Here is a 14415-nt window from a genome sequence, read left to right as displayed (position 1 = left end):
ATAATGTGCCGACAGCCATTTTTCCGAACCTTTCGAGCCAGGAGCCCGACATGCGCATTGAAACGTCCTTTCTGTTCGACCTCGACGGCACGCTCGTCGACAGCGTCTACCAGCACGTGCTCGCGTGGAAGGAGGCGCTCGACGCCGAAGGCATCGAGTTGTCGGTCTGGCGTATCCATCGCAAGATCGGCATGAGCGGCGGCCTGTTCCTGAATCAGTTGCTGCGCGAAACCTCGGGCAGCCTCGACGCCGAACGCGTCGAACGCCTGGCCCGGCTGCATGCGGCCGCGTACCAGCGGCTGCGCGCGCAGGTCCGGCCGCTGCCGGGCGCGCGCGAACTGCTGGCCGCGCTGTCGGCCGCGGGCATCCGCTGGGCGATCGCCACCAGTGGGCGGATGGAGACGGCCGCCATCAATCTCGAGGCGCTCGGCGTCGATCCCGCGAAGCAGGTCGTCGTCACGCGCGACCAGGTCAAGTACGCGAAGCCCGACCCCGACCTGTTCCTGACCGCGGCCGCGCAATTGAACGTGCCGATCGAGCACACGGTCGTCGTCGGCGACAGCATCTGGGACATGCTCGCCGCCAGCCGCTGCCGCTCGCTCGGCGTCGGGCTGCTGTCGGGCGGATACGGCAGCGACGAACTGGAGCGCGCCGGCGCGCTGCGCGTGTACGACGATCCGGCGGACCTGCTGTGGCACCTCGACGAGATCGCCGCCCGGCCCTGACGCATCGGGAAGCGCCGCGTCGGACGCCTGCGGGGCTGCGGTTGCGACCGCGGCCGTCGCGGCGCGGACTCAGCCGGCCGGTGTGCTGCCACCGCCGTCGCGCGCGGTCGAGATCGCTTCGACCAGTTTCAGTTCGTCGTCGATCGACAGCGTCGTGTCGGTCACGTCCCCGCCGATCGGCGCGAGCGCGGCGCTCAACGCATCGATGTCGAGTTGCGTCGCCGATAACCCGAGCGACACGGTGCCGGGGCGCGCCTTGCGCGCGACGCGGTCGATCAGCGCGTCGTCCACCGGCCGCTCGCGCCACGCGGCGAGCGACGATTCGATGTGCGCGACCGCGCTGTCGAGCAGCGATCCGGACGAAACCCGGCCGGGATCGACTGCATGCGCGCGCAACTGTCCGTCGGCCGCGCACTCGACCGTCACGACGCCCGACAGCGCGATCACGCGCCGGTCGCGCAGCGTGCCGAGTTCGGCGAGCGCGCGGCGCAGCGCGTCGAGGTCGGGATAGGACAACACGATCAGCGTATTCATCGGCACCTCCATGACATCGGGCGACCGGGAACGGGCGCACCGCGCTCAATGCGCGAGCCCGAACGCGGCCTTCAGGCTCGCGACGATCATCTGCATCGCGATCGCCGCGAGAATCATCCCCATCAGGCGCTGCGTGACCGCCGTCACGCGCGCCGACAGGTAGTGGCCGATCAGCGGGGCCGCCAGCAGCGACACGGCCAGCAGCACGAGGAACGCGGCCAGCCCGAGCGCGAACGCGAGTTCCTGCCCGCTCGAGAACGCGCTGTGACCGAGCACGATCATCGTCGCGATGGTGCCGGGGCCGACCAGCAGCGGGATCGTCAGCGGATAGATCGCGATGCTGTCGGCCGACGCCGGATCGGCGCCTTCGTCGCCGCCCGGCGCATGCTGGCGGCTCGGCGAACCGTGCAGCATCGACAGCGCGATCAGCAGCACCAGCAGCCCGCCCGCGAGCCGGAAATCGTCGATCGTCAGGCCGAACACGTGGAGGATCGCGCCGCCGGCGACCGCCGACACGATGCAGCCGACCGTCACGCCGATCGCGGCGGTCAGCGCGACCTTGCGGCGCACGCCGTCCGCCGCGCCTTCCGTCAGCGACAGGAACACCGGGATGTTCGCGATCGGGTTCATGATCGCGAACAGCGCCGCGAACACCTTGATGGAAAAGGTCAGGTCGAAAGCCACGGGTTCCCTCCCGGATCGTTCATCGAATCACCGGCCGGTTTCGCCGCGTTGCCGCTGCGTTGCCGGTGCGCGGTGCACGCCATGCTGCTACGATCGACGCACCGCGTTCAGCGGCGCCGCTGAATGCCCGTTCCCGACCGACGGAGAGCCCGAGCGATGCAAGCCACCGACACCTTCATGGATCACGAGATTCGCGTCGACGCGACGCGCAACGCCAACGGCGCCTGGGTCGCGCAGGTGCGGATCTTCCGCGACGGCGCGCCGGTCGACCTGCCCGCCCCCGAACTCGTCACGCCCGAATGGCTCACCTGCGACGAAGCGCTGCGCGGCGGCATCGACCAGGGGCGCGTCATCCTCAAGACGCTCGACCGCTGACGGCAACGCGGGCCGGAACGCGCGGCCCGGCCGCCCGCGCGACTTCGGCCGTTGCGTCGCCGGTTCGTCACCGGCCCGGTACGCGCACCGCGAGGCGCGGCGCGAACCCGGCCCGGAAACGCGCACGACCGCCGCGATTCGTCTTTCCGCGTCGCTCGCATCGCGCCGACGGGCCGCCGTCATGCGGCCTCGATCTGCCGCTCGAATGCCGCTTCCGCCTTCAGGCCGTCGAGATCGCGGCCGATCGTCACGACCGCGAGCCGCGTGTCGCCGCGCCAGTAGGAAATCGTGCAGTCGTGCGCGCCGAGGTCGCCGTCGATCTCGACGCGATCCCATTGCTCCGCGTGCCCGACATAGTTGACCGTGAGGTCGTAGTGCTGGCTCCAGAAGAACGGCACCGCGTCGAACGGCCACTGCGGCCCGAGCATGTTGCGCGCCGCGACGATGCCCTGCCGCTCGGCGACGACCCAGTGCTCGACGCGAATGCGCTCGCCCGTCAGCGGGTCGGGCCAGCGCGCGATGTCGCCGGCCGCGTAGACATCGGGCGCGCTCGTGCGCAGGAACCGGTCGACCGTCACGCCGCGCTCGATCGCGAGGCCCGCGTCCTGCGCGAGCCCGACGTTCGGACGCACACCGATGCCGACCACCACCACGTCGGCCGGCAGCACGTCGCCGGTCGACAGCGTCACGCTGTCCGGCGCAATCCGCGCGGGCGTCGCCCCCAGATGGAACACGACGCCATGCGCTTCGTGCAGCGCCCTGATCGTGCCGCCGAGCGCCTCGCCGAGCACGCGCGCCATCGGCTGTGCATCGGGCGCGACGACCTGCACGTCGAGCCCGCGCGTGCGCAACGCGGCGGCCGCTTCGAGCCCGATGAAGCTCGCGCCGACCACGACGCAACGGCGCGCCGTCTTCAGCTTGCCGATCAACGCCTCGCAATCGGCGCGCGAGCGCAGCACGCATACGTGCGGCAGGTCGGCGCCGGGCACGCTCAACCGGTTCGGCTCGGCGCCCGTTGCTAGCAGCAGCGCGCCGTAGCCCACGCGGCTGCCGTCGGCGAGCTCGACTTCGTGCCGCGCGGGGTCGAGCCGTGCGACCCGCGTGCCGCACCGCACGTCGATGCCGTGGTCGGTATAGAACGACGGCGCGCGCAGCGGCAGCCAGTCGGCGTCGGCCGTGCCGGCGAGATAGTCCTTCGACAGGTTCGGCCGGTCGTAGGGCGGATCGCTGTCGGCGCTCAGCAGCGTGACCGGATGCGGATAGCCTTCCTGCCGCAGCGTCACGGCCGCAGCGATCGCGGCGGCCCCGCCGCCGACGATCACCACCGATGCGGGCAACCCGGCGGCGGCCGGTGCGGGCGGCGCGACGGCCGGCCGCGCATCGCGCACGACCGCGCGGCCGTCGCGCCGCTCGACGCGCCAGCACGGCAGCCCGTCGAGCGCCGGCGCCCGCAGCATCGCGCCGGTGCGCAGGCTGAATGCCGCGTGGTGCCACGGGCAGCGGATCGTGTCGCCGACCACCAGCCCGTCGGCCAGCGGCGCGCCGTAGTGCGTGCAGTGCGCGCCCACCGCGAACAGTTCGTCGGCGCGGCGCACGAGCAGCACCGCCGCATCGCCGACATGGCCCTCGATCATCGCGCCGTCGGCGATGTCGTCGAGCGCAACACCCTGCGCGAGATCGGGGCCTGCAGACGAGGAATCGCTTCCGGACATGACGTCGCTCCCGCAAAGTGAGGTAACGAAGCCATTATCGACGTCCGCCATGAAAAGAACAGGTACAGACGCCCCGCGGCGCACGCAAACGGCGACTGTAGCTTGTACGCGATCCACCGCAGGCGTAGAACGTCATCAACGCTGCGGCGCAACACGCGCCGCGTGCGGGCCCCGTGTTCATTCGTCCATGAGGAGCGCTCCCGATGGCCACCGTCCTGTGCGTGCTCTACCCCGATCCCGTCGACGGCTATCCGCCGCGCTACGTGCGCGACGCGATTCCGGTCGTCACGCAGTACGCGGACGGACAAACCGCGCCGACGCCGGCCGGCCCTCCCGGCTTCCGTCCCGGCGAGCTCGTCGGCTCGGTATCCGGCGCGCTCGGGCTGCGCGGCTACCTCGAAGCGCACGGTCACACGCTGATCGTGACGAGCGACAAGGACGGCCCCGATTCCGAATTCGAGCGCCGGCTGCCGGAAGCGGACGTGGTGATTTCGCAGCCGTTCTGGCCCGCGTACCTGAGCGCCGAGCGGATCGCCCGCGCACCGAAGCTGAAGCTCGCGCTGACGGCCGGCATCGGCTCCGATCACGTCGATCTCGACGCCGCGGCGCGCGCGCACGTCACCGTCGCCGAGGTCACGGGCTCGAACAGCATCAGCGTCGCCGAACACGTGGTGATGACGACGCTCGCGCTGGTGCGCAACTATCTGCCGTCGCACGCGATCGCGCGGCAGGGCGGCTGGAACATCGCCGATTGCGTATCGCGCAGCTACGACGTCGAGGGCATGCACTTCGGCACGGTCGGCGCGGGGCGCATCGGCCTCGCGGTGCTGCGCCGGCTCGAGCCGTTCGGCCTGCATCTGCATTACACGCAGCGGCACCGGCTCGACGCCGCGATCGAGCAGGAACTCGCGCTCACCTATCACGCCGATCCGGCGTCGCTCGCAAGCGCCGTCGATATCGTCAACCTGCAGATTCCGCTGTATTCGTCGACCGAGCACCTGTTCGACGCGGCGATGATCGCGCGGATGAAGCGCGGCGCGTACCTGATCAACACCGCGCGCGCGAAGCTGGTGGACCGCGACGCGGTCGTGCAGGCCCTGACGTCCGGGCATCTTGCCGGCTACGGCGGCGACGTGTGGTTTCCGCAGCCGGCGCCTCCCGACCATCCGTGGCGGACGATGCCGTTCAACGGCATGACGCCGCACATCTCGGGCACGTCGCTGTCCGCGCAGGCGCGCTATGCGGCCGGCACGCTGGAGATCCTGCAATGCTGGTTCGACGGCAAGCCGATCCGGAATGAATACCTGATCGTCGACGGCGGCGCGCTCGCGGGAACGGGCGCGCGGTCGTACCGGCTGAACTGACGCGATACGGTGCGCGGTTGCATGCGATCGCGTGCCGCGGCACGCGGCCGCGTGGTCAGCCGAGGCGGGAGGCGGCGCGCTTGCCGACAGCGATCGCAGCCTGCCCGATGGCGCGGCCCAATCAATCGTGCACGGGTACGTTCCTCGGTCGCGACCACCGGCCGGGCAGAATCGCGGCGGCATGTACTGCCCGGCATCACGGCGACGCGCCGGGGAAAAGCGCGTAGACGTCTCACCTACCCATCGTTTATCCCAGCCTGGGATCGATCAGGAATTTCTCGCCGGTCGCCTTGCGCTCGATCGCGCGCAGCACGTCGGGCTGCAGCACATCGGCCAGGCCGATGGTGCGTGTGTAGTGGCTGGCGAAGGTGGTGGTCAGTTCGTCGGTCACGCGCTGTCGAAGATGCTGCGCGGCGTCCGGGCCGATCCTGGGCAGGAAATTGAAGAGCAGCCACGCCGACACGCCCCAGGCATAGCCGAATGCGGCGCGATTCAGCACGGTCGGCGCCGTGTCGAGGCTGCCATAGATGTAGAGCTGCTTGAAAACGGCCGAGCCATAGCGGCTATAGGCGCCCGGCGTGCGCGCCGCGGCACGCTCCATGGCCTGCAGGATATCGCTGCCGAGTTGTCCGCCGCCGATCGCGTCAAACGCAAGGGTAGCGCCCGTCTCGGCCACGGCGTCGGTCAGGCGCGCGACGAAGTCCTCGTCCTTGCTGTTCAGCACATGGGTGGCGCCGATGCCCCGCAACAGGGCGACCTGCTCGTCGGAGCGCACGATATTGACCAGCGGGATGCCGTCGGCGAGGCAGATCCGCTGCAACATCTGGCCGAGATTGGAGGCGGCCGCCGTGTGGACGATAGCCTTGTGCCCCTCGCGGCGGGCGGTTTCAACGAAGCCCAACGCGGTGAGCGGATTGATGAACATCGACGCGCCGTCAGCGGCGCTGGCGTCGTCGGGCAGGACCATCACGTTATCCACGCCGATCTTGCGATAGTCGGCATACATGGCGCCGCCGTACATGCCGATGCGCTTGCCCTGCAGCGCGGCCGCGTTCTTGCCGGCCGCCACGACCGTACCCGCCCCCTCGTTGCCCACGGGCAGCGACTGGCCGATCCGGCCCGCGACACCTGACAGGCGCGTCGGAGGGACGGTCAGCGTGGTTCCTGGCCCGGTAGCGCTGCCGCCCGACTCGATACGGGAGATATCTGCCGGCCCCAATAGCAGGCCGATGTCACTGGGGTTGACTGGCGTCGCTTCGACGCGGACGATGACCTCGTCGTCACCCGGTTCCGCCAGTTCGACGTGTTCCAGAGACAACGTAAGCGTGCCGTTCTGATCGATCGTGGATCGCAATTCGCGTCCGGCCCAGGCCATGTTTCACCTCCGAAGGTTGAAGTTCGGGCGCGCGTCCTCGCGACGAAAGCCCGGAAAATGAATCGTCCATGACGTTCAGCTTCGAAGATGGTAGCAAGCCTGCCCGATGCTTGCCTTGTCGCGGTGGCGGGATTCCCTCGTCGTCGGCGGAGTTGGCGCGATCGGTTCCGTTTCATGACAAACCAACTCCCGGCTCGGCGCGAAGCTTGCCGCAGAATCCGTGCCCGGATCGGTCCGCGCTTCCTGAAGCGGATCGGTCGCCATCGCCTGTCAGGCGCTACACACCCGGGTCGACAGCGAACAGATGCTTGTCCTGTGCGATCTGCCCGACCGCGATCACCGATTGTTCGATCTCCGGCGACCACGGGCTGCTGTAGTTCAGCCGGATGAAGTTCCGGAAGCTGTCCGTGATCGAGAACATGTAGCCGGGACCGATCGTGATCCCCTGTTCCAGCGCGAGCTGGTACAGGCGCATCGCGTCGACCTGCGCGGGCAGCTCGACCCACAGCACGTATCCGCCCGCCGGACTCGAAATGCGCGTGCCCTCCGGGAAGAACCGCGACACCATCGCCCGCATCAGGTTCGCCTGCTGTGCATACGCCTTGCGCAGGCGTCGCAGGTGATGCTCGTAGCCGTCGCGTTCGAGAAACTCCGCGATCGCGAGCTGCGGCAACGACGGCGTCGCCAGCGTGTTCAGGAATTTCAGCTTCTCGACTTGTTCGCGATAGCGGCCCGGCAATGCCCAGCCGATCCGGTACGCGGCCGTCAGGCTCTTCGAGAACGACGAACAATGCAGCACGATGTCGTGGCGGTCGAACGACTTCAGCGTGCTCGGATGCGTGTTGCCGAAATACAGTTCGTTGTACACGCCGTTCTCGATGATCGGCATGTCCGCTCTCGTCGCGAACTCGACCAGCTCGCGCTTGCGCTCGTCCGGCATCTGGAACCCCATCGGGTTCTGGAAGTTCGGCATCACCATGCACGCGGCGATCGGCTGCGATTTCGCGATCGTCGCCAGCGCCGCGATGTCGATCCCGTATTCCGGATGCGTCGCCACCTCGATCGCCTTCATCCCCATCCGCTCGATCGCGTGCAGCATCGCGTAAAACGTCGGCGATTCCACCGCGATCGTGTCGCCCGGTTTCGCCACCGCCTGCAGGCACAGGTTGATCGCCTCCGTCGCGCCGACCGTCACGATGATCTCGTTCGGGTCCACCGACATCCCGTTTTCCAGGTAGCGCCGCGCGATCTGCCGGATCAGCCGCGGATGGCCCGGCGGCAACCCCTCCGTCACGCCCCACAGCGACTTGTCGCGGCCGGCCGCATACGCATAGCGGTTCAGCTTCTCGAACGGAAACAGGCTCGGGTCCGGATACGGCGAGCCGAGCGGCACCGCATCGTCGGTGCCGATCGAGCGCAGCGTCGACAGCACGAGCCGGCTCACGTCGACCGACGACGAGATCGCGATCGGCTTCGACGGCCGCAGCTCGCGCACCGGCGCATGCCCCTCGTCGTTCCGCAGGTTCACGAAATAGCCCGACTGCGGCCGGCTTTCCAGCAGCCCGCGGCTCTCCAGCAACAGGTACGCATGCAGCACCGTCGTGATGCTGATCCGGTGCTGCTGGCTCGCCTGCCGTACCGACGGCACGCGATCGCCGTGTCGGTATACGCGTTGCCGGATGAGTCTCTCTACGTCGTTCGCAAATTTCTCGTAGAGTTTCATCCGCCTCGCCCCGCCAGCGGTAAGCCGGCCCGGGACGCGCGGGCATCCCGGCCGCGCGCGCGGCGATGCGGGCCGGGTCCGTTACCGAAATTGAAGGCGGTTAGCAATGCGAATCCCATCGAGACAAGGATCGGCATGCTACTGCGTCGTTTCGACGAATGTAAGTGACAGTTTGACGGTGAAACCTCAAATCCGGCCGGCGTGGTGAACAGATTCGAACGTCGCGGCGCGGCCCCGCGCGCTCACGCGTTATCCACGTTGTCCGCGTAGTGGTCGATCGCAACCTTGCATTCGTCGAACACCACCGTCAGGCATGCGGCGTCGTTCGACTCGACCCACTTGCGGATCTGCAGGAACTGGCCGGTGCCGAGATCGGCGACGCGGGCCGGATCGGCGGTCGTCACGTCGACGGTCGCGATCGCGCGATTGCCGGGCAGCGGCGACAGCGTCGCCGCGATGTCGAAGCGACGGTACGATCGATCGATACGCATGCGGTGCTCCCTCGGCAAGTGGACAATGGCGCGCTCAATCGAGCGCCTGGCGGAACACCTTGCCGCCGAATCCCGTCACGACGTTGTCGACCGAGAACGGCGTGGCCTCCTTCGCCTCGACGACAACCGCGACGCTGCCGGGCGCGAGCCGCGCGGCCACGGCCTCGACGAACCGGCCGTCGAGCAGTGCGTTGCCGGCCGCGTCCGCGAGAACGCCGGCGCCCGCGCCGGCCGCCATGCCGGTGACCACGCCGAGCGGCCCCGCGAGGATCCCGAGCAGGCCGCCCGCGATCGCGCCGATCACGCCGCCCTTGAACACCCGCGACTCGGCGGCGAGCACCGCGAGTTTGCCGGCCGCATCCTTTTCGACGACGACGCCGTTCTCGATGTCGAATCCCTCATGCTTCTCCGACAGCGACTCGAAATCCGCCACGGCGCGATGGGCCGCGTCGACGCTGCCGAACACCGCGACGATCAGTTGCTTGCTCATGCGACACCTCTCTCGTATGGATCGACATGCACGGCCGCGTCGCGCGGCGCGCCGGCAACCCGGTTTCGATTCAGACGCCCGCTGCCGCTTCGCGCGCGCGGGCCGCATCGACATAGGCTTGCGCGGCCGCCCGCTGCAGCGCGACGACGCGCGGTGCAGCGGCGCGCGACGAATCCGCGTCACGTGCGTCACGGGCATGCCCGTACGCATCCGACGACGCCTGCTGCAGTTCGATCGCGTGTTTCGTTTCAACGGAATGCGTGCGCATCCGGCACCCTCCTGGCAAGAAACGGCATGTACGGCGACACGCATGCCGTTCGTTGGTCATCCGCGCACATGCGCGTCCTCCTGGACATCGTCGACATCGGCCGGAAAGCGATGCTGGCCGAAACTGAGAATCAGCACGCCCACCGCGAGCAGCACGATCCCGAACGTCGTCATCAGCATCCGCTCGGGGCTGTCGGTCGCGCCGCGCAGGATCAGGTCGCGCGCGAGCGACGTCATCGCGATGAACAACGGAAACCGCACGGGCAGCCGGCCGAGCCGCAGGTAGCGCACGTTCATCGCGAGCACTTCGAGATACAGGAACATCAGCAGCAGGTCGGTCAGCGACACCTCGCCCGCCTGCACCACCTTCCAGGCCTCCTGCGTCATCGCGAACGCGGTCGCGAGGCCGATCACGATCAGCCCGGCCAGTTCGGCCGCATGCAGGAAGTGACCGAAGCGGCGGCGGATGCGCTCGCCCGGCGAACAGGAAATGGTGGAGGTATTCAAGGTGACAGTCGGTGTGAGGATGCGTGAGCGGCGCCGGGCGGCGGAAAATCGGTGCAGGGCGCGACGTCGTGCACGGCATCGCGTGCATCCGGCGCGTGCGGGCCGGCCGCGCCGGTCGCCTGCTCGACCGCGGACAGCGTCCGGCGGCAGCACACGTGGAACGCGACGCCCGCATCGGTGCACGCGACGTCGTCGCGCCCGCAGCGCAGCAGCAGGCGGCAGCCGAGATAAGCTTCGAGGCAACCGATCCGGCCGCGCACCTGCGCTTCGCCCAGCTTCAGCTCGAGCGCCGCGCCGGACAGGCCGCCGTGCTCGACCACCGCGACATAGACACGCATCGCTTCCAGCAGGTTCATGATGACGCTCCTCGTCGGCGGGCACGGCGGAGCCTAATCTACTGCACGCGGCACGCACGCTCAAGAGCACAGCGCCGCACGCCGCAGGAGTACAGCCGCGCCGGCGCCGCCCGAAATCCGGCCCCGTTTGACGCATTCGGATGACAGATCGACGATACGTGTTCCAAAGACCCGCCGAAGCTGCTAGATTGCTTGCTCGACGACGTTACGCGGCGCGGGCAGGTCGCGCGCCGTGCGGCCGGCCGCCACTGCCGCGGCCCGTTGCGCGATGCCGCGCAACGTCCTTCATCCGCATGTCACAAAGAGAACAGTCGCATGACACCATTGAACCGTTCGCGTTCGCGCGCCGCGGCCCGCCCGCCCCGGCATGACTGACCGGCAGCCCGCGATGCAGACATCTCCCCCGCTCTCCCAGGCCGTTCACAGCCCGATCACGCGCAGCGCGATCTTTCTCGTGGCGACGATCAATCCCGGCGCCGATCACGCCGACACGATCCGTTCGTGGTGCGGCGACATCGCCGCGCTCGTGCGCTCGGTCGGCAAGCGCGTGCCGGCCGGCAACCTCTCGTGCGTGTGCGGCTTCGGCGCGGACGCATGGGATGCGCTGTTCGGCGCCCCGCGCCCCGCATCGCTGCACCCGTTCCGCGAATTCGGCGCGGGGCAGCGCGTCGCGGTCGCGACGCCGGGCGACATCCTGCTGCACATCCGCGCGGAAGCGATGGACCTGTGCTTCGAACTCGCGACGCAACTGCTCGGCGCGCTCGGCGACGCCGTCACGGTCGTCGACGAGGTGCACGGCTTCCGCAATTTCGACCAGCGCGCGATGATCGGCTTCGTCGACGGCACCGAGAACCCGGAAGGCCGCGAGGCGGTCGACTTCACGGTGATCGGCGAGGAAGACGCGGCATTCACGGGCGGCAGCTACGTGATCGTGCAGAAGTACCTGCACGACATGCCCGGCTGGAACGCGCTCGCGGTCGAGACGCAGGAGCGCATCATCGGCCGCACCAAGCTGTCCGACATCGAGCTCGCGCCGGACGTGAAGCCGTCGTGCTCGCACAGCTCGCTGACCACGCTCGACGAAGACGGCCAGGAAGTGAAGATCCTGCGCGACAACATGCCGTTCGGGCGCCCGGGCGCCGGCGAATTCGGCACTTATTTCATCGGCTATGCGCGCTCGCCCGCGCCGATCGAGCAGATGCTCGAGAACATGTTCGTCGGCCGCCCGCCCGGCAACTACGACCGCCTGCTCGACTACAGCCGCGCCGTCACCGGCTCGCTGTTCTTCGTGCCGTCGGCCGACCTGCTCGAGGCGCTCGCCGATCGCGCGGCGCCGGCCGCCGACGCGGCGCAGCCCGACGCCTCGCCGGCCGCGCCGCATCGCGACGGCTCGCTGAAGATCGGCTCGCTGAAAGGCATCCCGTCGTAATCCGGTGGGCAAGCGGCAACCCGGCGCGCAGCCACGCGCCGGGTGTGTCCGGAGCGGCCGCCAGTCGCCCGATGCGAGCGTTCCCGCCAAACGGGCGTGCAACCCCGCGCCGGGCAGCACCGCCGGGCGCAGGCCGGTCTGTGCGCCGCTCCGTCCGCGCGAATCAGCCAACGAGGATACAAAGCCGGTTCTTCGGCAGCGCGCCGCCCGGTCCGTTGCTGCAAGCCAGCAGCGTTTCATGGGTCCGCGGATGCGCGATGCCGCCGCGGAAGGTCTCGATGGCCTTGCGCTCGAGACGATCGACGGCATTCCCGACGAGGTTGTGCGCTTCCGGATAGATCGGACACATCCACTTGCAATCGGGCTTGCCGGCCCGGTGTGCAGCCAGCCTGGCGGTCAGGTCGCGGGTGATGCCGATATGGAACTTGCGGTACGCCGGTTTCGCGGCGAACGCATCCGACACCTGCCGCAAATGCCCGATGACGGCCTCGTGACTGATGACGCCCGTCTTCGGCATGTATGTGTCTTCGGGCGAGACGAGTGGCAATGCCATGGATGACCTCCACGCGTCGTGAGCCTTCGATAGACTGCGTTTATCCATGATTCGCCCGCCGAGGAACGCGGCCGGACGAATGTTCACAACAATGCGCGACTGGCGATGGCCCGTCGACCGGACAGGGCTACGGACATCGCATCGATCGCGACCCGCGCCGGACCGGCGCCAACGCGCGTCGATCGCGGATGCCGGGCCGCGCGTCCCTGCCCGGTCGCACCGGCGCCGCATCATGCATCGCGGCGCGCCGCCCGCCCGGCACGCGCGTTGCATGACAGTTGCGGCACCGCAAGGTGTCGTTTCCATCTGTGCCTCAGCGATGTCCATCGCGCCTGCTACTATGTATTTTCGCCCGCGATCGGCGCGCCTGGCGTCAGGCGCGGCGCGTCAGCCGATCGGCCAACCATGAAGCGTTTTCACCGACCACCTACGTGAGCCAGCCCAAGTCCATGAATAACCTGCATCGCGAACTCGCCCCGATCTCCGCCTCCGCCTGGGAACAAATCGAGGAGGAAGTGGCACGCACCTTCAAACGATCGGTGGCCGGCCGCCGTGTCGTCGACGTCGACGGCCCCGAAGGCCCCGAGTTGTCGGCCGTCGGCACCGGGCACCTGCTGGACGTCGCCGCGCCGACCGAGCACGTGAATGCGCGGTTGCGGGAAGTCCGCACGATCGTCGAGCTGACGGTGCCGTTCGAGTTGAGCCGCGATGCGATCGACAGCGTCGAGCGCGGTGCGCGCGACGCCGACTGGCAACCGGCGAAGGAAGCCGCGCAGCGGCTCGCGTTCGCCGAGGACAACGCGATTTTCGACGGCTATCGCGCGGCCGGCATCGTCGGCATCCGCGAAGGCACGTCGAACCGCAAGCTCACGCTGCCGGCGGACGTCGGCGCGTATCCCGATGCGATCAGCGACGCGCTCGAGGCGCTGCGGCTCGCGGGCGTCGACGGCCCGTACTCGGTGGTGCTCGGCTCGGACGCCTATACGGCGCTGAGCGAGGCGCGCGACCAGGGCTATCCGGTCCTCGGCCACATCAAGCGGATCGTCAGCGGCGAGATCATCTGGGCGCCGGCGCTCAGCGGCGGCTGCGTGCTGTCCACGCGCGGCGGCGATTACGAACTGCATCTCGGAGAAGACGTATCGATCGGCTACACGAGCCATACCGACCGGGCCGTCCGCCTGTACCTGCGCGAAACGTTCACGTTCCTGATGCTGACGAGCGAGGCATCGGTGGCCGTCGCGCCGCAGGGCACATCGGCGGCCTGAGCGCGGTTGCCCGCGCGCGATGCCCGCCCGGCACCGCGCGCAACCGGCCGCACCGCCGGCCGCATGTTCGTCGCCGATCGAACCCATTCTGCATGGAGTGTGTGATGAGCGATACGAATGAGGCATTGCAGGCGCTGCAAGCGTCGGTCGACACGCTGAAGAAAGCGGTCGACGCGAACGCGGGCAGCCAGGCCGGCGACACCGCCGTGCTGTTCACCGTCCTGTCGCTGGTCCTGGCCGAACTGCCGCCCGACACGCGCAACCTGATCGAGGATTCGTTCTCCGTGTGGGCCAACGGCCTGCCAAATCCGGCGCTGTCGGCCGACGTGAAGCAGATCGCCCGCCAACGGCTCGCGATGACGCTCCCGGCGTAACCGCCGCTCGCCGCGGTCACGCCGGATGCGGTGCGGATCGTGCAACCCGCCCTCTCCTTCGACCGCCGCGCACGCACCGGCTGCGGCGCGTGCACGGCCGGACCTGAGCGCCCGGCATACGCCGCGGGCGCCCGCGCCCGCATGGCGGCACGTCCGTCGCCTATCTCCCTCCGCACCGGCCATCCGCCGGC

At 69.0% G+C, this 14415-nt stretch carries 17 protein-coding genes; 6 read left to right on the top strand and 11 right to left on the bottom strand.

Annotated features, from left to right (window positions below; all coding sequences use genetic code 11):
* Positions 1-50: 50 nt before the first annotated feature.
* Positions 51-725 carry an HAD family hydrolase gene (locus GQ56_RS0124595; protein WP_031401168.1) on the top strand — a complete coding sequence of 225 codons (675 nt, stop codon included), beginning with the start codon at positions 51-53 and terminating at the stop codon, positions 723-725.
* A gap of 69 nt (positions 726-794) precedes the next feature.
* Here the strand turns inward: GQ56_RS0124595 and GQ56_RS0124590 are convergent, their stop codons facing one another.
* Both GQ56_RS0124590 and GQ56_RS0124585 read right to left on the bottom strand, forming a co-directional pair.
* Positions 795-1259, bottom strand: a complete 465-nt coding sequence (locus tag GQ56_RS0124590; RefSeq protein WP_031401167.1) for a DUF1269 domain-containing protein — start codon at positions 1257-1259, stop codon at positions 795-797.
* A 45-nt stretch (positions 1260-1304) separates the two neighbouring features.
* Positions 1305-1943, bottom strand: coding sequence for a MarC family protein (locus tag GQ56_RS0124585; protein ID WP_031401166.1), 639 nt, complete (start codon positions 1941-1943; stop codon positions 1305-1307).
* A 156-nt stretch (positions 1944-2099) separates the two neighbouring features.
* On the opposite strand from GQ56_RS0124585, the gene GQ56_RS0124580 reads away from it, so the two are divergent.
* Complete coding sequence (locus tag GQ56_RS0124580) at positions 2100-2318, top strand: DUF6566 family protein (protein WP_031401165.1); 219 nt, start codon at positions 2100-2102, stop codon at positions 2316-2318.
* Between the two features lie 179 nt (positions 2319-2497).
* Here GQ56_RS0124580 and GQ56_RS0124575 read toward each other — a convergent pair whose 3' ends face one another.
* Complete coding sequence (locus GQ56_RS0124575; RefSeq protein ID WP_031401164.1) at positions 2498-4030, bottom strand: FAD-dependent oxidoreductase; 1533 nt, start codon at positions 4028-4030, stop codon at positions 2498-2500.
* Positions 4031-4233: 203 nt separating this feature from the next.
* Here GQ56_RS0124575 and GQ56_RS0124570 point away from each other — a divergent pair, with 203 nt between their 5' ends.
* Positions 4234-5394, top strand: a complete 1161-nt coding sequence (locus GQ56_RS0124570; RefSeq protein WP_031401163.1) for an NAD-dependent formate dehydrogenase — start codon at positions 4234-4236, stop codon at positions 5392-5394.
* A gap of 247 nt (positions 5395-5641) precedes the next feature.
* On the opposite strand, the gene GQ56_RS0124565 is transcribed toward GQ56_RS0124570, so the two are convergent.
* The 7 genes from GQ56_RS0124565 to GQ56_RS39530 form a co-directional block, all read right to left on the bottom strand.
* Positions 5642-6769 carry a zinc-binding dehydrogenase gene (locus GQ56_RS0124565; RefSeq protein WP_031401162.1) on the bottom strand — a complete coding sequence of 376 codons (1128 nt, stop codon included), beginning with the start codon at positions 6767-6769 and terminating at the stop codon, positions 5642-5644.
* A gap of 277 nt (positions 6770-7046) precedes the next feature.
* On the bottom strand, positions 7047-8492 hold the full coding sequence (locus GQ56_RS0124560; RefSeq protein ID WP_052007323.1) for an aminotransferase-like domain-containing protein: 1446 nt from the start codon (positions 8490-8492) through the stop codon (positions 7047-7049).
* Between the two features lie 242 nt (positions 8493-8734).
* Positions 8735-8983 (bottom strand): hypothetical protein, encoded by a 249-nt coding sequence (locus tag GQ56_RS0124555; protein ID WP_031401160.1) that lies wholly within the window; start codon positions 8981-8983, stop codon positions 8735-8737.
* A 34-nt stretch (positions 8984-9017) separates the two neighbouring features.
* Positions 9018-9473 (bottom strand): DUF1269 domain-containing protein, encoded by a 456-nt coding sequence (locus tag GQ56_RS0124550; RefSeq protein WP_031401159.1) that lies wholly within the window; start codon positions 9471-9473, stop codon positions 9018-9020.
* A gap of 70 nt (positions 9474-9543) precedes the next feature.
* A complete protein-coding gene (locus GQ56_RS0124545; RefSeq protein ID WP_031401158.1) occupies positions 9544-9741 on the bottom strand; it encodes a hypothetical protein in 198 nt (65 codons plus the stop codon).
* 56 nt (positions 9742-9797) lie between these two features.
* Positions 9798-10247, bottom strand: coding sequence for a phosphate-starvation-inducible protein PsiE (locus GQ56_RS0124540; RefSeq protein WP_031401215.1), 450 nt, complete (start codon positions 10245-10247; stop codon positions 9798-9800).
* A complete protein-coding gene (locus GQ56_RS39530) occupies positions 10244-10603 on the bottom strand; it encodes a LysR family transcriptional regulator (RefSeq protein ID WP_152601842.1) in 360 nt (119 codons plus the stop codon). The genes GQ56_RS0124540 and GQ56_RS39530 overlap by 4 nt, the downstream gene beginning before the upstream one ends.
* A 367-nt stretch (positions 10604-10970) precedes the next feature.
* Here GQ56_RS39530 and GQ56_RS0124525 point away from each other — a divergent pair, with 367 nt between their 5' ends.
* Entirely contained in the window at positions 10971-12032 is a 1062-nt protein-coding gene (locus tag GQ56_RS0124525) for a Dyp-type peroxidase (protein ID WP_031401157.1), read from the top strand.
* Positions 12033-12195: 163 nt separating this feature from the next.
* Here GQ56_RS0124525 and GQ56_RS46645 read toward each other — a convergent pair whose 3' ends face one another.
* Positions 12196-12912 carry a hypothetical protein gene (locus GQ56_RS46645; RefSeq protein ID WP_235212752.1) on the bottom strand — a complete coding sequence of 239 codons (717 nt, stop codon included), beginning with the start codon at positions 12910-12912 and terminating at the stop codon, positions 12196-12198.
* A 122-nt stretch (positions 12913-13034) separates the two neighbouring features.
* Between GQ56_RS46645 and GQ56_RS0124515 the strand changes: the two genes are divergently transcribed.
* Both GQ56_RS0124515 and GQ56_RS0124510 read left to right on the top strand, forming a co-directional pair.
* The gene (locus GQ56_RS0124515; protein WP_031401155.1) at positions 13035-13850 is read left to right on the top strand and encodes a family 1 encapsulin nanocompartment shell protein; all 816 of its coding nucleotides are present in this window, start codon (positions 13035-13037) and stop codon (positions 13848-13850) included.
* A gap of 104 nt (positions 13851-13954) precedes the next feature.
* Positions 13955-14224: a hypothetical protein gene (locus tag GQ56_RS0124510; RefSeq protein ID WP_031401154.1), complete on the top strand. Its 270-nt coding sequence runs from the start codon at positions 13955-13957 to the stop codon at positions 14222-14224.
* Positions 14225-14415: the final 191 nt, after the last annotated feature.

It is taken from the genome of Burkholderia paludis, assembly GCF_000732615.1.
Taxonomy (GTDB): Bacteria; Pseudomonadota; Gammaproteobacteria; order Burkholderiales; family Burkholderiaceae; genus Burkholderia; species Burkholderia paludis.
This window is presented reverse-complemented; position numbering and strand designations above follow the sequence as displayed.